Below are 21,964 nucleotides of genomic sequence, written 5' to 3'. Positions count from 1 at the left end.
CTGGCGCTAGGCAAGGCCAATTCACGCAGGGGCACGATATATCGTGCCCCTACCGCTGTAGCAACCGAATATTGGCGAATAGCTTCTAGCCCTCCGCCATCAGCGCGTTGGCGCGCTCGGCGGCGTCGGTGAAGGCTTCCGCCACGGTGATGCGGTCCTCGATGATGGAGGCCGTCCACGCTTCGACGAGCAGAGCAAAAACCTCCGAGTCCTTGCGGAACAAGCCGCCGTTGGGCCAGGCGTACTTGCCGCGCACGGGATGCGCGAACGCGTCCAAGTTCTTATCCGCCAGCGCCGGGAAGTTCTCGCTCATGATGTTGATGTACCGGTCTTGCATCGAGGCGCGCGGATGCTGGATGCTGGAGATCTGGCACTGCAGGTCCAGATACGTATCGGACTGCAGGAACTTCTGGAAGTCCCAGGCCGCGTCGTGGTCTTTCGTGCCTTCCCAGAGCACCCAGGCGTCGATGGAGCCCTGGGTAGCCCGCGCCACCGGGCCTTGCGGCAACGGCGCCACGTCCCAGAAATCGACCTGCTCCGGGAAGTCTACCGAGTACTGCCCCGGGCCCCAGGAGCCCTCTTCCCAGGTTGCCAAAGTGCCCTGCATGAGGGCCTGCACCTTGCTGCGCTCCAGCGCCGCCCACTCTTCGCCGTGAACGATGCTGTCATCCTGATGGAAGCGCGCGTGCAGCCACTCCATGGCCTCGATCGCCTCAGGACCGTCGAACGTCGCGTGGCGGTCATCCGCGGGATCGACCACCGTGCCGCCGTTCTGCACGATCTTCCAGATGCCGCGGGCCCAACTCATGTCAACGCCGCCATAGACGCTGTTGGGACGGTCCGTGAGCCGGAGCAGCGCGTCCTGGTATTCATCCCAACTCCAGGTATCGTCGGGATACGCCATGCCTGCTTTGTCGAAGATCTGCCGGTTGTACCAGAGCACGTAGACGTTGATGTACATCGGCAGGCCGAACTGGCCGGTCTCGGGCCAGTTCATCGCGCCAACCTGGAAGGGAATGTAGTCGTCCATGGGGTGGTTATCGCGCTTGATGTACTCGTCCATGTTGATAAACAAGCCTTCGCGGCCCGCCTCGACGAGATTGGTGCCCCACATCATCGCCACGTCCGGGCCGGATCCGGCCAACCACGCAGTGATGTAGCCTGCCAGGCTCTCCTTGAAGCCAATCACATTGACGGTGACGTTGGGATTGTCGGCCGTGTACTGGTCGGCGCCGGCTTGGGCCGCCTCCAACCATGTCGAGTCGCCCCAGAGCGACCAATCGAGAGAAACCGGTTCTACCTGCGGTTCCGGCTCTTTGGCTTCCGCCTCTTGCTCTGCGGGCGCTTCATCCGCCGGCGCCGCGGGCATGGTTGCCTGGCCGCAGGCGGCCAGGGCGATGGCGCCGAGAGTCCCACCGCCGAGCCAAAGCACTGAGCGTCGTGTCAAACGAGTCTTGCGATCATCAGTTTCCACTTGCCTTACCTCCCGACTTGCCTGCACGGCAAGCCACACCTAAACCATAGCGGTTGTCGATTACCTGGTGAGCAAAGCGGTCTCGATTGGATCCCCCGTTGAAGCTGTCTAACTGGTTGTCGCCCTCCCTTCGTTCGCCCAATTGAATTGAGGGATTCCGTAGTCTGTATTATGCCGGGAGTGAAGGGTTGATGCAATACATATTGGGGAAGTCAAACCCGTTGAATTCCGGCGAAGCGGGCTCCATCTGTGAGCCACGCAAGGGGATGGGCAAGCGCACGAACGCTTTTTCCGCCTAGGATGGACATTCGGATGCAAGAAGAGATGGTCTCCCGCCCCTAATCACGTGCCGGGAAGGTAACGCGGAGAAATGACGGATGTCGTCCGCTCTCCATAGTGGCGCGGAAATGGCGACATTTGTCCGGATTACATCGTGGCGCGGAATTGACGGATTCTGTCCGCTTCACATCGTGGCATGGGATTGACGGTTGCTTTCCGCGTCTGCCGTAGCGCGGGGGCTTGTCCCCCGCTCCTGCGCTTTGGCACAAGGGCTGCAGACCCGGTGGTGAAATATGGGTTGCACGCAGGAGAAGATGGATTCCGGCGACAGCCGGAATGACGGTGGCGGACCGCTTGTGCGGGAATGACGGACGACGCGCCCCTCGTGCTTCCGTCTCGCCTTCGCCCATCGGCAGGCCTGTTTCAACACACGAATGACGTATGCTGACCGCTTGCCATGGCGGCGCAGGCTTGACGGGCGGGGGACGCAGGTTACAAACCTGCGCTACCAAGGCAGTTCGTCGCACACTCTAGCGACAAGTATAGGGCATCTCTTTGTAGCGCGGGGGCTTGTCCCCCGCTCTTCGCGCACAGGACAGGCATAAGCATGAGCGAATTACTCGCTGCTAGCGCAACTGCGCATTGCAGGCGATGCAGTCGTTTTCCACGCACCGGCCATAGACAAGAACGGCGGACCTCCCTAACTCAGCAGACCCAACTCCCGCTGCGTTTCCTCTATCCGCGCCAGCGCAGCCGCCGGCAGGGGGCCAAGATCGGAGATCGCCGCGTTCTGCTCGAGCTCAGCGGGATTCATGGCGCCGGGAATCACCGACGACACGCCGGAAAAGCTAAGGATGTAGCGCAAGGCAGCCTCGCCCAGGCTCTGGGCCACACCTTCGTCCACCAGCCACATGAAGGCCTCCGCCTCCTGGATGCGGGCGGCGAGTTGCTCCCGCGACAGCAGGCTGCGGTGGTCGTCCGGCGCGAACTCGTGGTCCGGGGTGATCGTGCCTGCCAGAAACCCGGAGGCCAGCGGCGAGCGGATTACGATGCCGACGCCGTTTTCCTCAGCTAAAGGCAGGAGACGCGCCGTGGGCGCGGGTTCGAGCAGGCTGAACCCAATTTGGATAATTTCGGCGCGGCCGTCCTCCTCGATGAGCCGGATAGCCTCCGGCACGTCGCGGGCGGAAACGCCCACGTGCCCGACGTGCCTTTGCTCGCGCAGCTCTTCGAGCAGACCCAAAGGGTCAGCTTCCATTTCTTCCGCGCGCGGACTATGCAGGAGCACACCTTCGATGAGGTCCGTCTGCAGGCGTTCCTGGCTGCGCTGGACACTGGCGCGCAAGGCATCTCGGGTGAAGTCGCGGGCGAGAACCGGCGGCCCACCGTCAGCGGCCGGCAGAACGTGCTCGCCCCCTTTGGTCTCTACAAAGACCTCTATGTCCTTCAGATGTTGAGGCCGCTGGCGCAACGCCTCGGCAATGTAGACTTCAGCTTCCGAATACACCGGCGCGGTGTCGATGAAGTTGAGGCCCAGCGACAGTCCATGATGGATGGTCTCCACCGCCGTCTCAAGTGTTACGGTGCCGTACGTGGCCGGACCCGACCAGTAGCTGCCGCTCGTAATGAGCGCACCCCCCAGCGGGTACGTGCCCAAACCTACTTCCGATACCTGGTGTCCTGTGTTACCGAGCGGACGATAGCGCATAATTCCCCCTTCTCACTCTTCTGTGTGGCCAGATTTCCTCCCACAAGAATGTCACATTTGGACAGAAGCGACTTTGTATGTCATTCCTATTAATGTTGACTAATTCGTTGACAGAATCTCCTATTTACTGGCAGCGTCGACCGTACATGTCATTCCGAGCGCAGCGTCGAACCCTGTTCGCGGAATCTAGGGTTCACGTCAAGCGTGTTCGTTAGGCTTAGCACTCTAGATTCCGCGCTCTGAGCGACACTCCGCTACGCTCCGTTCGGAATGACATGTAATGTGGTCTTACATGACGTTGAAACCACTGACAATTCCTATCAAAACTGTCAACGAATTACTCAACATCTACAGGAATTACATACTGGCAGACCGGCACAGAGCCTTGCTCCTTTGTCTCTTCTACGAAATCTACCAGCGAATTACCTGACATTTACAAAAATGACACTTGAGACAGTCTTGGCTGCCACCCGCCTTCATGCCAGGCCAATCAGCAACATTCTTATCACCAGCACGCGATCGGATATGCCTGATCACCCACCCAGCGACTCCCAATCTTTCAAAGGAAAGTCGATGCGCCGGCCCTCCTGCGCGGCGAGATACGCGCCTTCTACCACTTCCAGCGCCCGGGCGCCGTCGATACCGTTGGACTCCGGTTCGCGGTCTTCGCGAATAGCGGCTAGGAGTTCCTTCTCCTGGGCGGTGAAGCCTCCCGCATACGGCACGTGCAGCACGAGCTTTTCATTGGCCTTTTCCGGTTTGTTGCGGTGCGGCTGCTCGAAGGTGCAATCGGCAAAGGCCTGGGCAACTTGCGCATCGTCAAATGTCAGCCACGGGAGCTTGTTACTGAAGAGCGTGATCGTCGCATCGGAACCGTGTCCAATGCCGCCGTGAAGTTTCACGTAGCCCTCGCTGCCGGTCACGAAGATCTCGCGGTGCTGGGGCCCCTGCAGGCACCACACCATCTCAAAGACGCCAATTGCGCCGCTATTGAAGCGGAAGAGTACGTGGGAGGTGGTCTCGATCTCCGCCGTTTCCCAGAGGAAGTTATCGAATTCCGCGCCCGCGACGTGCTTCACGCCGCTGCCTTCCCAGAAGAGGAGCGTATCGATGTAGTAACAGCCGTCGCGGTGGAGCGCGCCGCCGCCGGCCGTGGCCTTGCCGAGTTTCCAACCCATGTTGGAGCGCGACCCCTGGGTGATCACGTCCTTGTGCAGCATGTGACGCTCGAGCACATGGTAGATGTCGCCGATGAGGCCGGCGTCGAGGATGCGCTTGACCGCGCGGGCAGGAGGCTCGAATCGGTCGCGGTCGGCGGTCATGAGCTTCACACCGGCGTCGCGGCAGGCACGAATCGCTTCCACTGCCTCGTCCATGTCGAGCACGAGAGGCTTTTCGCAGAGGATGTGCACGCCGGCCTCCGCCGCCGCCAGAATAGCGGGCAAGTGGAGGTGATGGGGCAGGCAGATGTCCACCGCCTGCACCTCCGGCCGCTTGACCACCTCCGCAAAGTCGGAAGCCGCAGCCCTGGCGCCGTACTGCTGCACCCTGGCTTCGGCGCGTTCCATATCGTTGTCGCAGGCCACCTCCAGCCGTGCCTCTCCGGCCTTTTCCAGGCGCTGCCAACCGTCGAAATGAGGATGGGAAATGCCGCCGCACCCCAGGACCGCTACCCCTATCGGACCGCTCGTTGTTGCCATGGTTGCTCACTTCCTCCATTTGAACGTACTGCCACGCCTTGCAGGCCTATTGTATGGTACGCCATTGACGGTAATGTTAGCTATGCGATGCAGCACCCCTCCCCGCGCGGGGCAACGGTACGCCTATGACAAGCGAAGAAGCTGCTGCACTTCGATTGGCAAACTTGCCGTCCTTTTTCACGAAGAATAGGCTGCTGAACAAAATACTCCTCCCCAGTATGAAGCCGAGTATTGTACAATGTCAGCCAGCGAATGAGAGAGGTTTTTTGGGTCGGCACCAGGCGAGAGGGTCGGCGCCGTTTCGCGAACGGCACCAGCGACCCGCGCTTCCATTTGAACAAGTACTGGACGAAATTGACATGAGTAAACGCAGGTCGGCGAGAAAGAGCCAGGGCACACCAGGGCGGTGGCTCGTACTGATTGCGGCCGCTGTGGTGACGGCAACTGTCGTGTTGGCGGCCGTATGGTTATTCGTTGGGGGCGCGGGCGAACCCAGCCGGGCCGACGCCACCAATCGGCAATTGGTGCGCAACGGTGAGGTCCTGTATCAATTGCACTGCGCGAGTTGCCACGGCGCGGACCTGGAAGGACAACCGAACTGGCGCGAGCGGGACGAGGACGGTCTGCTGCCCGGGCCGCCTCACGACAAGACCGGACACACGTGGCACCACAGCGACGCGCTGCTCTTCGACGTCACGAAATACGGCTCGACGGCCGTCGTCGGCAGCGACTACAAGAGCAACATGCCCGGCTTCGAAGACAAGATGAGCGACGGCGAGATTTGGGCGGTGCTCGCCTACATTAAGAGCACCTGGCCGCCGGACATCCAGGAGATACAGTCAGATCTGGAAGACACGCGGCAACAGTAGCTAATGGGTTTCGCCGCGTCGGGCGGACGTGCTATCAGGTAGACATCTAGAGTCTTTGCTTGAACGCATCCCATTTAGGTTTTCCACTAAAGCCTCAGTGTCTTCCGATAATTGGCACTCCCAAACCACGAACACCGACCAACCCAACTTCCTTAGCTCTGCTTGATTGGCGGCGTCACGTGCAATATTTCCATCCAGTTTCTTGTTCCAAAAGTCTTGATTGGTAGCCGGTCGCTGCTGTCCTTTCCGGCAATGATGTCCATGCCAGAAACAGCCTTGCACCAACACGGCAGTGCGGTATCGACGAAGCACTAAGTCGGGCGCACCAGGCAGCTTGCGGACGTTGAGGCGGTAGCGAAAGCCGGCAGACCACACTGATCGACGGACATACAGTTCCGTCGCGGTTCCCCGGTTCCTTACACGGGACATCAACGCGGAACGACGATCTTTGCTTAGAAAGTCGCCCATGTTCCTAATCGTCTGCGTCAGCAAGCGATGCGGGGTTTATGATGGTTGGCAAAGTCTTTGCGATAGACATAACCACGGTAGATGCTCCCTGAGCGGCGAGCCGGCGAATTTCGTCGATGCACTCTTCGAGTTGAAACTTTGTGTCCGTTTGTTCCATACGGGAGTAAGCGTCTTCCAAACCCATCATTAGGACTAACATGCTTATCCGAAACTGTTCGGTGACGACTTTCTTGTTTAGTTCGTCGCGTTCACTGTCAAGGAATCGGTGGAAATGGGCATTGTCATAGTTGATGAGATAGGTTCTCTGATCCTCGCCCAAGTCCTCAACTTTGCCGCCGTCCTGATCAGTGAAGTCATCGGGCCAACGTTCAGTCTCATCCCCGCCGATTGAGCGCCCGTCTTTAGTAAGCCACCTCATCGGCGGCAATGTCCGTCCTTCCGTGGACTCTTCCTCGTCCCCCGGTTCCCAAGGGCCATCTCGTTTCCGGTTACTGGGTTTCCCTGGTGGATCGACTCGACGGGATTCAACCACTATCAGCTTCAGTTCCTCGGTAACTGACTGCGGCATAGCATCATCGAGAAGCTCTACCGAGAACTCAAATTCATCACCGGGATCAACTTTGTCCGATAAAGATTGAAACGTGATAGTAAGTTGACCATTGCGAAGGGCGGTAGAGTAAGAAAACTTGTCATCTACGCCCGCAGTAACAGACACTCTCCCCCTATTGTCGGGCCGGGTTAGGTAGTCGTTGTCCACGTCTGTCTTGAATGTCAATCTTCGCAAGCCGTCAAAGGCAATTTCTGCACCTTCTTGCCTTACTGATCTACCTATCAACTCCAGGAACGTCGGGCTGTATTTGCCTTCCCATTCCTCATCCTCTTTCCTGGCCCTGCCAACATCCCCCTGCAACTTTACCAATTCACCACCAGGCAACAATTGCGCGATGCTTGGATCAGTATCCACTAAGTCCTGAAAAAGCGCTACTTGTCCTTCCTGGGCTACCTTTTCCGTCTCTTCCCGCGCAATTCGGCGCTGAAGCTCCTTCAAGTAATCCGATTTCCTTATCAACTCAGTGACTCTGTCTCTATAGCTCTGACCAATTTCGGTCACCCGGATGTTTTCCCGGTCACTCTTCCACACATCGTTGTGCGCGGCCTCAGACAAGTTGCTGGCATCCACGATAACGACAATCCGGTCCTTGAGCCCCGGTAACCTGCAAGTCTGTGACAGATAGCCGCGACTATCCTTGAACTGTACTTGCCCATTAACCGCGTGAAACACCCTGGAATTATTGCGTGGGGCCTTCAGCCAACCCGGTAGATCCCGCTCTAGCACGATCGCGCTAACGGATATGTGTCCCAGATCCGGGTGAGTATCGTCTCCAATGTGCTGAGCGTGTCTAGGTTCATACACTTGGCCTTGTGATTCAAACTCGGCCACATCTTCAGGTTCTTTGCGCAATAACAGAAATTCCATTCCATAGAATGGCCGCTCGTCAACACCTTCTTTTCTTCGTCCTGTTCGCTGCGGAGCCCATCGGTAATCCATCAATCGAAATGGCAAAATTGTCGAGACTAAGTTCTCGTTAATCGACTCTCTGATGTTTCTAAAGCTCGCCGCAGACTCCATGTAGTAATCGAACAGCTTAATGATGGTTCCAGAAGAAAGATGAACCTTATAATCAGGCTCACCACTTTGAAGCTTTAGGGGGTGCAGCACCGAGCCTAGAAAAGACGGTATGCCCTCAACAGGCCTAAAGTACTCGGCTATAGGCGTGCTTGCTTCAGAACGACGGCGTACCAAAGTCCATCCCCAATTACCACTCTCATCATAGCGGCGCGAAATTATCAACTTGTACCATCGCCTTCCGCAGTAGTTCAGAACTCCAGAAGACCCCATGTTGTATTTACCCTGCACAAAGGGAATGTCTGATTTATTGCCCTTACTGAGGGACAAGAATGTATCTTCGAAGTCCTTAGCGTGCTGCCCTTCGCCATTGTCAACGAACGTAAAGCAAAGCGAATCTTCGCGACGAGTGCCGCCGGTCACACCGATAACTAGGTTTCTCTCCGCAAAATCTCTCAGATAGCTTTCGTCATCAACTTCGGCCAGAATGCCGCTATGAGCCCCTTTGAGTCGAACGAGATCCCGAACCCCGTCTATCACGGTTTTCGGTGCATCGGGGCCAGTGAGGTCAATACCTTTCTTATAGGCATATTTCATAAGAACGGCATCCACCATGTTTGTGCATAACTCAGTAAGAGCTTTGCTGCCGGTAGAAGCCTGGTTTGTAACTACATTGAAGTTTGTTTCCCTGCCATCTATCGGATGCCAGTTACTGGCATCCGATAGGATCGGTTCTGATTCAATGATGGCTGAGACTTCCTTCTCGGACTCGGCTCGAAGAATACGAAAGCATAGGTCTTTACTGTTGATCGCTATCCTCCTAAACTAAGCTTCAGGTCGCTCGCTGTGTCATTCCATAGCCCAAAAACCCACCCTGCCATAAAGGCGGATAGCTTTGGCGGAACAGCATTTCCGATCATCTTCGCGATGATATCCATGCCACTCCCAAAGAATTCATAATCATCGCTAAATGACTGCAGCGCAGCACCCTCACGAAGCGAAAGGGCTCGAACTTGGCTTACATCGTAGTGCCCAAAGCGCCCATTGGACACACTGTGGAATCTGGTGGTGATTGTTGGAGCGGGACGATCTGGATGCATTCGAGTATATACGTCTCCAAAGCCTGTCTTTCCTTCATCTCTTAGCCGACGGTGACATTCCAGCGATAGGTCCCCGAATTCGCTCTTCGCAAAGCCAAAATTTGGTTCCCCTGGTTTGACCGACATCAAGCGCCAACGGTTTATCTCCGTCAAGTTCCTACATACGTGGTTGGGTATTCCATCACGGCTTTCCCCAGCTTGAAGAGAAGGTAAGTGTCCTATGGCATCATGCGTGGAGATTTGCGACGCTTCCGGGTCACGATAGGGTATGGGCGGATTGAAAATGGGATTCAGTCCATGTTGACTCCTGTAGGCCAGTAGAATTGAACGACGACGGCGCTGCGCGACTCCGAATCGTGACGCGCAAACGGTGTCCTCTCCGACAACGTATCCCAAGCCACGCAGCGCAAGTTGAAAAGACTCCCAGACTCTCCGGTATCTGCCACGCCTGATGGTCGCCACATTCTCGGACACAATCATCTCTGGCTGAAAACGTTCGATGAACCCAAGAGTTTGCGCAAGCAGGTCTTGCTCACGGTCACGGCCACTGATTCTGCCCTCGGTTAGTCGCCGCTGAACGAACTTGTTAAAGGACTGACATGGAGCACAAATGGCGAACATTAAGGGTACGTTCTTTGCCGCTTCGCGATAGCGTGGGATCAGTTCTCCCAGCTTAGCCATCACCTCATGCTGTTGCCCCTGAGGATACTCAACAGACGAGGGAAACATGTCGTTGGCTAGGAAGGCGGGGACAGCAGCATCCAATGTCGAATTGATGTTATTGTGCTGATAGGTCTCTTGACAGTCGACATCGTTGTCGATTCCGGCAATAACATAGCCGTCGGCATTGAGTAAGCCACGGGTGGTTCCGCCAGCGCCGCAATAGAAGTCAACAGCGAGAAACTTGGGCATAACAGAAAGACTACTCATGGCCGCTATTTTACACTAGTCTAAGGAGCTTAAACACCTACGACGAGTTTCCAGGTGTAGGTGTTCGCGCCGTTGGCGTTTTGCACGCGGCAGGTGACGTATTGTGTCCCTGGAATCTGCGGGCGGTATTGAAGAGTAGCCGTCCGATGTGAGACAAACGACTTGCCGTCAACCGACCATTCGAATCGGAGCGTGGGATCGGTGTGCTCAGCAACGTCGAGCGTCGCGTAGCCGATGTGGCGGTAGGCGAAACCCCGGCCGGGGCCTGGGGTGCCGTCGGCCTGCACCCAGCCCTCCAGCATGTCGCGGGCGGAGTAGTAGAGCACGTAGCGGCCGGGCAGTTTGAGCACGTGGGGCGTCGAGGTATAGCGGGCGTCGAATGCATGCTTGTCCGCGCTAGGTGGGAACACGGGATACCCGGGGCGATCCGTCCACTCCCTGCCGTCCGCCGAACGGGCAATGGTGAGGTCGAACCAGTCACCATAGGCGTCGTCGAGTTTACCCCGCGCAAACGCTACGTCATCCCGCAGACTCTCGCGGTGGCCGCCATGCCACATGACGAATCCCGGACCGTCGCGTATGACGTGCGGATAGACGCACGACTTGTAGATGCCTTCCGGTTGAATGACGTCGGCAATCTCCTCCCAGTGAATGCCGTCGGATGAGCGCAAGAGCATGATGTGACCGTAGATCGAACTGGGATCGGGATCGCCCAGCGGCCGGGCGTTCGCCCACATGGTGAAGGTGCCGTCGGCTTCCTGGATAACGGAGGCGCAGCGTCCGCTGCGCGTGACCGGCTCCGGGTGGATGTCCCACGCAATGCCGTCGGGGCTCTCGGCATAGCCCACCTGCTGCGTCATCTCGACGAGCTCGCCGTCGTCGGTCTGCTCCCAGTGGGTGAGCGCGGAGAACCACATGCGGTACTTCCGCTCTTCCAGGTCGTAGAGCACAAAGGGACTCTGAAAGCACCAGCCCCAGCCGCCGGCCTTCTGCAAGTCTTCATCGGTTACGATGGGGTTGCCGGGATACTCTTCCCAATGGATGCCGTCAAGCGAGGTGGCGTAGCCTAAACTGCAGTTGGCGGGCCGCGGCGGGCCGGACGTGGCAACGTACCACATCTTGTAAAGGCCGTCGGCGCGAATGACCCGCGGCATGTAGAGCATCACCCGTGACCAGTCCTGCCTGGTGTTCGTGGTGGAAAGCACCGGCTGCCCCCGCCGCTGCCACGCCTGCTCCGCAGGCACCGTCTGCCAAGGCTCGATCTCCACACTCAACTCGACCGTTTCGCCCACCGCCAACGCAATCTCCGGGCCGGTGGGGTTTATCGCACTAATGCGGGGTACGTACCACTCTGGAGGGGAACTTGAAGGCATGTCTTGAAGTAGAGTACTCCCGCAATAGTCCCAGACTGATTATAACCAAGTTTTCTCAACCGTCATCGGACTGCAATATCGTGGCTAATAGCGCTATAGACTTCCGCTGAGGAATTCCGCGACGCATACGCCAATAATAGCTATCAATCGGAATTCGACGAGAAGAACTCCATAGCCATCTTCTCTGCCTCATCGGCGCTTCTTGTAATTGCAAGCCTATTTGCCAATTCACGGCCAGGATGAAGCGTGTCCCACCAACTCCTTTGGCTGCCACGTCTACCCTTACCCGGATCGTGAACGCCAAATCCTTCTATGCACAAATTCCAAACTGGCGTGTAATACTGAATCAAGAACCGTTCTGCCAAAGTTATCCAAACCGGAACAACTGCCAAGTAGCGGCACTTGAATTCAGAGGCGTCAAGGTTTTCTGCCTCATCAATGGACTTTGCGTGCTGTCTGATCCTGCTACGCAGCGCGGGACTATTCACGTCAACACTAATCCCTTTCCGTGATCCTGGAGGAACGGCTTTGCCAACATAAATGGGATTCATGGACCCTGATATCGACCTATAGATTGACAGCTGCCCGGAGTAAAACAGCGAGTAAATCCCTGGCCCGTTGGCGTCTCCTATGGCATCCATGTCCACCATTGTCTGCTTCTCAAAGTGCGAAACCATCCCGATCATTAGATTGTCAAAGGTAAGTGGGTCGTAGAGTTGTACCGTCATAACCGGCGCATCTCAACAACTGCTTCGTAGAGTCCGTGGCCATTGCTCGATCCTGCACGTACGCTGGAATCAATGATACTGTTACCCACCCTTGTTTCTCGCGGAATGTGGATAGCGACGATTCTGAATCCGCTAGTTTCGGCGATGCTTGCTAGGAATCGGTCCGTCGGAATGGGAACGCCCTGCAAAATGCTGTTCCCGATGACTACCAAAGCAGTTGCACCAGACCGGAGGCACCACCTTGCGCCGTTCACGAAACGTAGACAGTCGTTGAAATAGCGCGCTGCATAGTTGGCCCAACCACTCCCGCCATAGATGCCTTTCTCCGGATTCTTCTGGCGAACCAAATCGAGCGTTTGGCGAATTTCTGGGTCCTCAATCAATGGATCGAGATCAATATGTGCTTGGTCTCGGGCATTCTGCCAGTAGGTGCCGAAGTTCATTTTCTCCAAGCGCTTAAAGTCCTGCGGAGAGCTACAGTACCCCAACCAATAAAGATGGGGGCGTGTGTTTCGGTTGTAATGATAGTTGTTGAGATAGGGAGGCGAAGTGATCAGCAAGTCCACGCTTTGCTCTTCAATCTGCTGGTACCCATCAAAGAAAGACTGTTCGAAAACGCGACCATCTCGTCGCCTTCCCGGTACCCTTGCGTGACGATACCAAGCAACATCATTTGCCATCAGTGTAACTTTCTTGGCGAGTACTTCCGAAACTGGAAAGTCTTCTACTTCGGGACGACCAACGGTCACCTTGCGGCCCAGACTCGGTTCGTAAGAATAGTTGGAAAAGTCAACCATTGAAGCAGCAAACGCAAGCCGGTAAACGTCGGCAACTGGCCTATCTTGCTCGCTAATGAAGTCCAGTGCCAACAGCACTTTGTGCTGAACTTTAGGACTATAGAACGGGGAGCGCGTACGAAAACCTTGAGGGGGTCTCGTGCGTGGCGCAGTTCCCTCCGAGAGCGCACTGCCCATGAACACACTGAACTCTTGTACAGCTCTACGTAGGCGTTCTGGGCTTACGCGATGCGCATTCAGCTTGGTCTGTGAAGCGAAAGCGGCATAGGGGTTTATCTCAAATCCAACGGCTTCATGCCCAGCGAGATCCGCTTCCACGAGCGTTGTCCCAACTCCCGCAAATGGATCGAGGACGATACCATGCCCATTTGCATAGCGAGCGATTGCGTCTGCAACGAAGTGCTTTGAGTATCCTGCGATCCAGGGAACCCATCGGTGGACCGGCGCATCACGATTTGACGTGAATGCAGGATCGCGAAAGGACCTTTCATTAAACTCCAAGGTGCCCTGGACACTCATTTGACCAAGTCCCATTCAGAGAGAAGCTTCCCAAAGGGAGGCAAGCTAGATATCTACCGCGAGTAGTTGGGCGCTTCCTTGGTCAGGATCACGTCGTGGGGGTGGGCTTCGCGGAGGCCGGAGGAGGTCATGCGGACGAAGCGCGCGTGCTCCTTCATTTCCCGGATGCTCGCGTTGCCGCAGTAGCCCATCGCTTGGCGGAGGCCGCCGACCAGTTGGATCACCAGCGCCGAAAGCGGGCCTTTGTATTGCACGCGGCCCTCGATGCCTTCCGGTACGAGCTTCGCTTCCTCGCCAATGTAATCCTGGAAGTAGCGGTCGCGGCTGGCGGTGCGGGCCTTCATAGCGCCCAGCGAACCCATGCCGCGATACTCTTTGAATTGCTCGCCCTGGTAGAGCACCACCTCGCCGGGACTCTCCTCCACACCGGCGAAGAGCGAGCCGATCATCACGGTGTCGGCTCCGGCGGCGATGGCTTTGGCCACGTCACCGGCATACTGGATGCCGCCGTCGGCGATCACGGGGACGCCGTACTGCGTGGCAACGGCAGCTACATCGGAAATCGCGGTAATCTGCGGCACGCCGGTACCGGTGACGACCCGTGTGGTGCAAATGGAAGCGGGCCCCACGCCGACCTTCAGCGCGTCCGCGCCGGCCTTGATGAGGTCTTCTGCGGCGGCAGCCGTGGCGATGTTGCCGGCAATCACCGGCACGTCGAAGAGCGTCTTGAACTTGCGTAACGTCTCGATGACGCCCGCCGAGTGGCCGTGGGCGCTATCCAGCACCAGCACGTCAACACCGGCTGCCACCGCCTCTTGCGCGCGCTTGATGCCTTCGACACTCGTGCCAACGGCCGCGCCCACGCGTAGGCGGCCTTTTTCGTCTTTCGTCGCCAGCGGAAACTGGATCTTCTTCGCAATATCCTTGACTGTTATGAGACCCTTCAGCATGAAGTTGCCGTCTACCACCGGGACTTTTTCGATGCGGTGGCGGCGCAGAACGTCTTTGGCCTCTTCCAGCGTGGTGCCGACGGGAACCGTGATGAGGCCCTCTTTGGTCATCACGTTGTTCACCGGCTGGTCGAGATTCTCCTCGAAGCGAATGTCGCGGTTGGTGAGAATACCCACCAGCTTGCCGTTCTCGGTGATGGGTACGCCGGAGATGTGGTAGCGTTCCATCAGGTCAACGGCCTGGCGCACGGTGGCATTGGGCCCCAAAGTGATGGGGTCCACGATCATGCCGGCTTCCGAGCGCTTGACTTTATCGACCTCGGCAGCCTGGACGTCGATTTCCAGGTTACGGTGGATAACGCCAAGGCCGCCTTCTCGCGCCAGGGCAATGGCAAGCCGCGCTTCGGTCACGGTATCCATGGCGGCGGAAATGAGGGGGATATTGAGGGCAATGGACGGAGTCAGCCACGTGCGGGTGTCGGCATCTTTGGGCAGAACTGCGGAATAATCGGGAATGAGTACAACGTCGTCGAAGGTCAGGCCTTGCTTCAGCAACTTGTCGGCGGACATGGGGTCGCTGGTCGGAGCTAAGGGCTCAAGAGTGGTGGATATGCCCTCGCTCCCGGCGGTATCATTCCGTATCACCGGCAGTCCCTCCTCTGCTACACGTAACGCTCACGCTCGCTGAGTTCTCTTGCCCCCTATTATACGGCACGACAGTTGACTGCGGAACCGGATTTGCACGCATGAGACCACTTTTCCTCTAGACTTTTTGTGGTTCCCACGTAGCCTACAAAACGGCTCTTCGCAACCAGGTTCAGTCTCTATGTCGTAGTCTCAGCCTCTACGCATCATCATGATTTGGGAGTTCTCCGCCCCGATCGCCCTGAGACTGCCTGTCCTGAGCACTTCGACAAGCTCAGCACAGGCCTGTCGAAGGTTCGAAGGGTTAATGGGGCGACATCAGTGGTTAATTGACACTATAAGGTGCGTAAGATCCACAAATTGGTCTTGCTTTTCTGTCACTACCTAGATATTCTATATACATGTTACGCGAATTACGCAAGGGCACAGCCAGCCTGCTTCTGCTCGATCTGCTGGCGACGCGGCCCATGTACGGGTTCGAACTCGCCGAGGCGCTGCGGGAGCGCACCAACGGTGTGCTCGCCTTCAAGGAAGGCACGCTCTATCCCGCGCTGCACCGCTTGGAAGCCGAGGGGCTGGTGAAGCCCTTTTGGCAGGACAGCCCGCGCGGCCCGCGCCGACGGTACTACTGTCTGACAGCGAAGGGCCGCAAAGCGCTGGCCGAACGCCGCGAGCACTGGCACACATTGGTGGAGGCTATCAATGGCGCGCTTGACGCCGGAAACGGAACGCTTTCTCCGCAAGGCCGTAGCAGGTCTACCGTCGCGGAAGCGTAAAGAAGCCAGGGACGAATTGCGCGCGCACCTGAAAGATTCCATTGCGCAAGGGATAGCGCAAGGCAGCGAACGCGCGCGAGCGGAGCAAAAAGCCGTGGCGGCGCTTGGCGATGTAGCGGAACTCAACCGTGGGCTGTTGCGTTCGCATTACGGCAAGAAGTGGCTGCTTCACCACATCCTCCACAAACTCGGCTGGTGGCTCCCTGAATTGCCACACATCCAATTGCGCCCGAAGTTCATAATTTGGAAGCATACGAGCAAGTACCCCCATCAATATGCCGAGGGCCGATATGACGAAATCATCCCCCGCTTGGAACGAGAACTTGCTTCCCGTGGACCGAATGACGACATTCACCACGAACTTGGTTTGGCCTACAACGCCGGTGGCGACTACGAGCGCGCGCTAACGCACTTACAGGCAGCGGTGGATTTGCGTAAAGCGCACTCGCAGCCGAAAACGTCGCCAGAAGAACGCCACATGGGGCTTGCAATAGCCTATGGCAATTTAGCAGGGGTCTTGGAGACATTGGGCAGACATGACAAGGCCGAGTCGGCGATACGCGCCGGTCTCACCGCCGACGGCAGGAGCTTCATGTTGAATTATCAACAGGCGAAATACCTGGTAGGGCGCGGCGACGTTAGCGAAGCTTTGGAACATCTCGAAGTTTCCCTGAGAGATCCTACGACAGTCGTCGGCAACTTCGATTTTGGTGAAACCCTCCTGCTCATCTTGGCTACAGATAGATTTGACCCTCTGCGCAGAGATCCACGTTTCAGTGTGCTTGTGCAACGCGCATACGGAGACCTGGCGGGCACACTCGAGCCCATGGCCGGTGACGCCGAGGTCGAGCAAACGCTGCAAGACAGTCTTGGCGAGCACGGTGAAGACCTCCTGTTGAATTACCAGAAGGCCAAAGTCTGTTTGGAAAAGGGCGATCTAGACGGTGCGTTTCAACATTTGGAGGCTTCCTTGAGCGACAAAGCTTCAAGCGGCAACTTTGGAAAGACCCTCCTCTTCCTCTTGACCTCTCAAGTCTTCGACCCCTTGCGAGACGATCCTCGATTCGATCACCTTTTGATGCAGGCCAGTCACTGGCCGTAGTGCCATCCTCTCAACCTGTCTTCTCGCTCTAGGCTGCATCGCTCTCGCTTGTTGCAGTCGCAAGACTATGTAGAATGTATCGGGACTCTATGCATTCTTGCGCAAACTGGGCGCACTTGCTGAATTTGCCAGTATGAGTCTGCAAGCAGTTAGATTCGCCACTGATTCATGTTGAGCCCTCTTAATTCCCCTGCACAACTGGGCTTGGAATCCGCGAGCACTCCGGACAGAATTAGGCAGTGTCGCTTTTCGTTCACCCTTCGACAGGTTCAGGGTGAACGGGTTATCCTCTTCGTAGGTGCCTCCAGGATGCTATAGTCCCTTATGGTGCGCTCTGCCGTGTCCTGTTCGTCTTGACAATGTCTGAACCTCACAGTCCAACCTCTTCTAACCGCTTGGCGTGGCTGCGGGCTGGTGGCAGCACCGTCGCTGGTGGCGCGACCATCCTCATGGTGAGCTACGTGCTTTCGCGCGTGTTGGGGTTGGCGCGGGAAGTCGCCATTAGCGCGCGGTTTGGGACGTCCAGCGAACTTGACGCCTACGTGGCGGCGTTTCGGCTGCCGGATTTGGCGTTCCTGCTCTTTGCCGGCGGCGCGTTGAGCTCCGCCTACATCCCGCTCTACCGCGAGGTGCTGGCGCGCAACGACCGCGCCGCCGCGCGCGCCTTTACGAGTGCGGCCCTCAACGCCGTCATCCTGGCCGTGGGGTTCTTTGTCGCCGTCATCATCCTGCTTGCCCCGTGGATCGTGCCGCTCTTTACCCATGGCTTCAATAGCGAGACCCGGACACTCACTGTCGCGCTGCTTGGCATTGTCGCGTTCTCGCCTTTGTTGCTCGCGGCGAGCGAAGTGTTTACGGCCACGCTCCACACGCGGCAACACTTCCTGCTACCCGCGCTGGCGCCGCTGCTCTACAACGCAGCCATCCTCGTCGGCGCCGTGGTGCTGGCGCTGCAGTGGGGCATCTACGGCGTGGCGGCCGGGGTCGTCATTGGCGCGGGCTTGCACCTGCTCGTGCAGATACCGGCCTTTCGCGCCTTGGGCCCGGGCTACCGCCTAACCCTTGACCCGCACCTGCCGGAGCTGAAGCTTCTCATCCAACGCACCGCACCGCGGATGGCCGGTCTGGTTACCGTCCACCTCTCCTTATTGTTCATCATGGTCACGCTCGCCTCCGGGTTGGGCGAGGGGGTGGTTGCGTCGCTCCACTATGCGTGGACTCTGATGATGCTGCCGTTGGGCGTTTTCGGCATGTCCGTGGCGCGGGCGTGGTTTCCGCAATTCGCAACTGCCGCCGTGGACGGCCCCACGCCTGAGTTAGCTCGGCAGCTTACGGCGGCCATGCGCACGGTGCTCTTTTTCCTGCTGCCGTCGACAGCGGGACTAGTCCTCTTCGCACCGCTCATCGTCGCCACGATATTCGAGCGCGGCGCATTCGACGTTGCCTCCACCGAACTCACCGCCTGGGCGCTGCTCTTCTTTGGGGTCGGCCTGGCCGGGCACGGCGCGGTGGAAGTGCTGAACCGGGGCTTCTTTGCGCTCAAGGACACGTGGACGCCAGTCCTGATCGGCATCGTGAGCATGGGGCTGGGCATCGCTTTGGCGTACTTTCTCATGGGTCCCCTGGCGCAGGGCGGCCTGGCCCTGGGCATCTCACTGGCGGTATTGCTCGAGGCTGTTTGGCTGTGGGTGCTGCTGGCGCGGCGGGTGCCGGACTTTCGGTTTCTCACCGGCCTGCCGCCCTTGTTGCTGTGCGCACTTCTCGGCGCAGGAGTGAGCGGCGGGCTGCAGTGGCTGGCGCCGCTCGGCACCGCGCCGCCCATCCTCCTGCTGGTGCTCTATGGAGCGGTCTTCCTTGCCGTCTACATCGCCTCCGCGCTGCTGCTCGGCGTGCCGGAGGCGCGGACCGTGTGGCAGCGGCTACCCCTGCTGCGCCGGTAGCGCGCGGACGGGACCAGTGTGCCTATCCTGCAGCGGGTGTCAAGAAACGAGAGGCGACCTCACGTATACTTATAGCCAGCAATTGAAGCGATAGCCGGCATCTCTGCTGGCTGGCAGCATCGCTTGTACATCATCTCCATTAGGGAAGCCGATAGCTCCCAAAGCGCTGCGGAAAGGGTAGATTCTCGTGGCGGCAGCAGGCCCAACCACCGAAACAGGCCCCGTGAGCGAGCAAGCGCGCATTGCCAGCCTCGACCTGACACGCGGCATCGCCGTGTTGGGCATTCTGCTGATGAACGCGGTGTCATTCCGGTTTGTTGAAGCCGCGTATTACAACCTCAGCGCCGCCGGTTCCGAGACGTGGTTGGATTGGGCCGTGGGGATCTTTGGCGAGGTATTCGTCGACCAGAAGTTCATGGGCATGTTCTCACTGCTCTTTGGCGCGGGGGTGATGCTATTCATAGACCGCGCCGCGCAACGAGGAAGGCCCGCCGTTTTGCTCCATCTGTGGCGCAGCGTCTTGTTATTGGCGATGGGCATCGCTCACTTCCAACTGTGGTACGGCGACGTTCTGTGGATTTACGCAGTGTCAGCCTTCATTCTGATTGCTTTGCGAAAACTGCCGGACAAAGCGCTGCTGACGCTCGGTGTGGCGGTGTTTATGCTGTCCGTAACCAGCGACCTCTACGCACAGGCGCTCGCAAACGCCGGCGCGCCGCTTGGCGGCACTTGGCATCCCACGGAGGTGGAGGACTTTACCATCGGGTACCTTTCGTGGGCCTCGTACATCGTTCGTGGGCCCGGCATGGTGCTCATTGGCGCTGCGCTCTTTCGCATGGGCTTCATGGCGGGCGGCAAGCCGGCACAGACGTACCGCATTACTGCAATTCTGGGGCTTGGCATCGGGCTGCCGCTCGCTGCGTTGGGGGTGGTGATTACAGCTCTAGGAGACTTCGCGAATGACGTCGCGCTCATAAGCCAGGTGCCGAACAACCTGGGCACAATCCCCGCGTCGTTGGGATATGTGAGCCTCATCATCCTTTGGAGCAACGGCGCCGAGAATTGGCTGAAGCGGCGGCTGCGCGCCGTGGGCAGGATGGCGCTGACAAACTATCTTACGCAGAGCATCCTAGGCGTGCTCGTTCTGACAATCTTGCTCGGCGATGTCGATTTCGTTAACCGGAGCGCTGTGGTGGTGTTTGTGTTCGCGGTGTGGGCGCTGCAGATGTGGTGGTCGCACGCATGGTTGAGCCGCTACCAGTTCGGACCTGTAGAATGGCTCTGGCGTACCGCAACCTATCGCAGCGTGCAACCGCTGCGCCGCCCAAACTAAGCACACGGGCCGGCGGAGAAAGGCGTCCACTGCCGCTGAGCACCGGGTGAGATAGCCAGGCGGCTACGAAGCTGGCGGACCAGTGCGACCGCAAGAGAAGGCACATTTTTCGATTGACACGCGCCCACGACTGGTTTAGATTCCAGTAGAGAATGGAGTAGGTGGCTATCTGGATTGAGGTAAGGAGAAGGCAAAGTGGTTACACGACGTAAGTTCCTACAGTTTAGCGGTATCGCGGCCACTGCGCTGGTTGCTGCCGCGTGCGGCACGGTGCAGACCGCCCCGGCGGCTGAAGAGCCCGCCATGGAGGAGAAAGAAGCCCCCAAGGAAGCCGCCCAGGAGGCTCCCGCCAAAGAGGTGCAGAAGCTATCCATCCATAGCTACGGCAACGCCGCGGTGCTCGAGCGTTATGTGCGCGTCTTAGGCGTGTTCAACGAGACGTTTGCCGGTGAGTATGAGGCGGAAGCGACTATCACGCCGTTCGCCGAGTACAACCCCAAGCTCATTTCTCAGATTACGGCGGGCGTGCCCCCGGACGTCTGGAACCTGTGGGCGCAATTCAAGTCCAATTACGTGGAGCGCGGCATTGTGCTCGACATTACCGATCGCGTCAAAGCGAGCGCGACTGCCAGCCTGGACCACTACGTCCAGCCGATGCATGAGGCCATGTCGTATCAGGGCCGCATCTGGGGCACGGCACAGGACTTCAACGGCACCCTGATCTATCTCAACCTGACCATCTTCCAGAACGCGGGCTTGGAATTGCCGGCCGAAGGCTGGACGATGGACGATCTTCGCGACATTGCGAAGCGCACCGTCAATCCGGAGGAGAACATCTGGGGCGGCAAGAATCTTGCAAACAACACCGGCTCTGACAACTTCGCGGTGATGTGGAACTACGGCCAACACTTCTGGGTGGACGACGACCAGGCCAAATCGTTGGTCAATAGTCCGGCCGCCGTTGCTATGTATAACATCTACCAAGAGATGGCGTTTGCCGACCGCAGCATGCCGTCGGCGGCCAATCCCCAGGCTCAGGGCTTGGGGTCGCATCAAGGGTACTATGCCACGTGGGACGCCTGGGGCAACGAGCCCTGGTGGATCAATTTCCGTAACGAGGGCAACGTGCCGTTCGAATGGCAGGCCCATACGTATCCCGCGGGCCCCATGGACCAGAAGCACTTTTCCCAAGGCCATCTGTGGTCGATTGCGGAATCGCATCCGGACCACGATACCGCCTGGTTCCTTGCCGAGTGGATCGGCGGCATCGAGGGCTGGAAACAGTGGGTAGCCTTGGGCCAGGGTCAGCCGCTGCCGGTTTCCGACCGCGCGCTGTGGGAGCAGTATTATAGCTTCCTGGAGCCGGATAAGGCGCAGATACAGACCGACTTCATGCTGGAACGCATGTACAACGGCCTGGCGTTCAACTTCCAGTACTGGCCGACGTACGGCGACTGCAGCGGCATCATGCGCGAGGCACATCAGGTCATCTTTGGCGAGTCGCCCGGCGAGGTGAAGTCCAACCTTGACGAAGCCGCCAAGCGCATGACGGCGGTTCTGGAGGAGTACAAGAGCAAGACGTAGGCGCTCCTGTTGGCGGCTGCGAGCATCGTGAAAGAGCTGCCTTGAGCATCGACTTGGAAAGG

Annotated in this window: 15 protein-coding genes; 6 read left to right on the top strand and 9 right to left on the bottom strand. The window is 58.1% G+C overall.

Annotated features, from left to right (window positions below):
* Nucleotides 1-85: 85 nt before the first annotated feature.
* The 3 genes from OXE05_10220 to OXE05_10210 form a co-directional block, all read right to left on the bottom strand.
* Nucleotides 86-1,474: an extracellular solute-binding protein gene (locus OXE05_10220; protein MCY4437694.1), complete on the bottom strand. Its 1,389-nt coding sequence runs from the start codon at nucleotides 1,472-1,474 to the stop codon at nucleotides 86-88.
* 979 nt (nucleotides 1,475-2,453) lie between these two features.
* Nucleotides 2,454-3,461, bottom strand: coding sequence for an aldo/keto reductase (locus tag OXE05_10215; protein ID MCY4437693.1), 1,008 nt, complete (start codon nucleotides 3,459-3,461; stop codon nucleotides 2,454-2,456).
* A gap of 533 nt (nucleotides 3,462-3,994) precedes the next feature.
* Nucleotides 3,995-5,161, bottom strand: coding sequence for a Gfo/Idh/MocA family oxidoreductase (locus OXE05_10210; protein MCY4437692.1), 1,167 nt, complete (start codon nucleotides 5,159-5,161; stop codon nucleotides 3,995-3,997).
* Nucleotides 5,162-5,520: 359 nt separating this feature from the next.
* Between OXE05_10210 and OXE05_10205 the strand changes: the two genes are divergently transcribed.
* Nucleotides 5,521-6,030 carry a cytochrome c gene (locus tag OXE05_10205; protein MCY4437691.1) on the top strand — a complete coding sequence of 170 codons (510 nt, stop codon included), beginning with the start codon at nucleotides 5,521-5,523 and terminating at the stop codon, nucleotides 6,028-6,030.
* Between the two features lie 472 nt (nucleotides 6,031-6,502).
* Here the strand turns inward: OXE05_10205 and OXE05_10200 are convergent, their stop codons facing one another.
* The 6 genes from OXE05_10200 to guaB form a co-directional block, all read right to left on the bottom strand.
* On the bottom strand, nucleotides 6,503-8,722 hold the full coding sequence (locus OXE05_10200) for a hypothetical protein (protein MCY4437690.1): 2,220 nt from the start codon (nucleotides 8,720-8,722) through the stop codon (nucleotides 6,503-6,505).
* Nucleotides 8,723-8,937: 215 nt separating this feature from the next.
* Entirely contained in the window at nucleotides 8,938-10,137 is a 1,200-nt protein-coding gene (locus OXE05_10195; GenBank protein ID MCY4437689.1) for a DNA cytosine methyltransferase, read from the bottom strand.
* Nucleotides 10,138-10,184: 47 nt separating this feature from the next.
* Nucleotides 10,185-11,528: a hypothetical protein gene (locus OXE05_10190; protein MCY4437688.1), complete on the bottom strand. Its 1,344-nt coding sequence runs from the start codon at nucleotides 11,526-11,528 to the stop codon at nucleotides 10,185-10,187.
* Between the two features lie 143 nt (nucleotides 11,529-11,671).
* Nucleotides 11,672-12,256, bottom strand: a complete 585-nt coding sequence (locus OXE05_10185; protein ID MCY4437687.1) for an Eco29kI family restriction endonuclease — start codon at nucleotides 12,254-12,256, stop codon at nucleotides 11,672-11,674.
* A complete protein-coding gene (locus tag OXE05_10180; GenBank protein ID MCY4437686.1) occupies nucleotides 12,253-13,587 on the bottom strand; it encodes a DNA methyltransferase in 1,335 nt (444 codons plus the stop codon). The genes OXE05_10185 and OXE05_10180 overlap by 4 nt, the downstream gene beginning before the upstream one ends.
* 38 nt (nucleotides 13,588-13,625) lie before the next feature.
* On the bottom strand, nucleotides 13,626-15,092 hold the full coding sequence (gene guaB, locus OXE05_10175; GenBank protein ID MCY4437685.1) for an IMP dehydrogenase: 1,467 nt from the start codon (nucleotides 15,090-15,092) through the stop codon (nucleotides 13,626-13,628).
* 476 nt (nucleotides 15,093-15,568) lie between these two features.
* Here guaB and OXE05_10170 point away from each other — a divergent pair, with 476 nt between their 5' ends.
* From OXE05_10170 to OXE05_10150, 5 genes are all read left to right on the top strand, one after another.
* Nucleotides 15,569-15,943, top strand: a complete 375-nt coding sequence (locus tag OXE05_10170) for a PadR family transcriptional regulator (protein MCY4437684.1) — start codon at nucleotides 15,569-15,571, stop codon at nucleotides 15,941-15,943.
* Nucleotides 15,870-17,045: a permease prefix domain 1-containing protein gene (locus tag OXE05_10165; protein ID MCY4437683.1), complete on the top strand. Its 1,176-nt coding sequence runs from the start codon at nucleotides 15,870-15,872 to the stop codon at nucleotides 17,043-17,045. The genes OXE05_10170 and OXE05_10165 overlap by 74 nt, the downstream gene beginning before the upstream one ends.
* Nucleotides 17,046-17,404: 359 nt before the next feature.
* The gene (murJ, locus tag OXE05_10160; GenBank protein ID MCY4437682.1) at nucleotides 17,405-18,985 is read left to right on the top strand and encodes a murein biosynthesis integral membrane protein MurJ; all 1,581 of its coding nucleotides are present in this window, start codon (nucleotides 17,405-17,407) and stop codon (nucleotides 18,983-18,985) included.
* A 187-nt stretch (nucleotides 18,986-19,172) separates the two neighbouring features.
* The gene (locus OXE05_10155) at nucleotides 19,173-20,318 is read left to right on the top strand and encodes a DUF418 domain-containing protein (GenBank protein MCY4437681.1); all 1,146 of its coding nucleotides are present in this window, start codon (nucleotides 19,173-19,175) and stop codon (nucleotides 20,316-20,318) included.
* A 195-nt stretch (nucleotides 20,319-20,513) separates the two neighbouring features.
* Nucleotides 20,514-21,902 (top strand): twin-arginine translocation signal domain-containing protein, encoded by a 1,389-nt coding sequence (locus OXE05_10150; protein MCY4437680.1) that lies wholly within the window; start codon nucleotides 20,514-20,516, stop codon nucleotides 21,900-21,902.
* The last annotated feature ends 62 nt before the right edge of the window (nucleotides 21,903-21,964 follow it).

The sequence above is a fragment of the Chloroflexota bacterium genome (assembly GCA_026710945.1).
Classification (GTDB): domain Bacteria; phylum Chloroflexota; class UBA11872; order VXOZ01; family VXOZ01; genus VXOZ01.
This window is presented reverse-complemented; position numbering and strand designations above follow the sequence as displayed.

Coding starts and splice junctions, on each gene's coding strand:
- OXE05_10170 (MCY4437684.1), top strand. CDS start 15,569: ATGTTACGCGAATTACGCAAGGGCACAGCCAGCCTGCTTCTGCTCGAT.
- OXE05_10190 (MCY4437688.1), bottom strand. CDS start 11,528: ATGCCTTCAAGTTCCCCTCCAGAGTGGTACGTACCCCGCATTAGTGCG.
- OXE05_10195 (MCY4437689.1), bottom strand. CDS start 10,137: ATGCCCAAGTTTCTCGCTGTTGACTTCTATTGCGGCGCTGGCGGAACC.
- OXE05_10215 (MCY4437693.1), bottom strand. CDS start 3,461: ATGCGCTATCGTCCGCTCGGTAACACAGGACACCAGGTATCGGAAGTA.
- OXE05_10165 (MCY4437683.1), top strand. CDS start 15,870: ATGGCGCGCTTGACGCCGGAAACGGAACGCTTTCTCCGCAAGGCCGTA.
- OXE05_10205 (MCY4437691.1), top strand. CDS start 5,521: ATGAGTAAACGCAGGTCGGCGAGAAAGAGCCAGGGCACACCAGGGCGG.
- guaB (MCY4437685.1), bottom strand. CDS start 15,092: ATGTCCGCCGACAAGTTGCTGAAGCAAGGCCTGACCTTCGACGACGTT.
- OXE05_10210 (MCY4437692.1), bottom strand. CDS start 5,161: ATGGCAACAACGAGCGGTCCGATAGGGGTAGCGGTCCTGGGGTGCGGC.
- OXE05_10180 (MCY4437686.1), bottom strand. CDS start 13,587: ATGGGACTTGGTCAAATGAGTGTCCAGGGCACCTTGGAGTTTAATGAA.
- OXE05_10200 (MCY4437690.1), bottom strand. CDS start 8,722: ATGAAATATGCCTATAAGAAAGGTATTGACCTCACTGGCCCCGATGCA.
- OXE05_10185 (MCY4437687.1), bottom strand. CDS start 12,256: ATGACGGTACAACTCTACGACCCACTTACCTTTGACAATCTAATGATC.
- murJ (MCY4437682.1), top strand. CDS start 17,405: ATGTCTGAACCTCACAGTCCAACCTCTTCTAACCGCTTGGCGTGGCTG.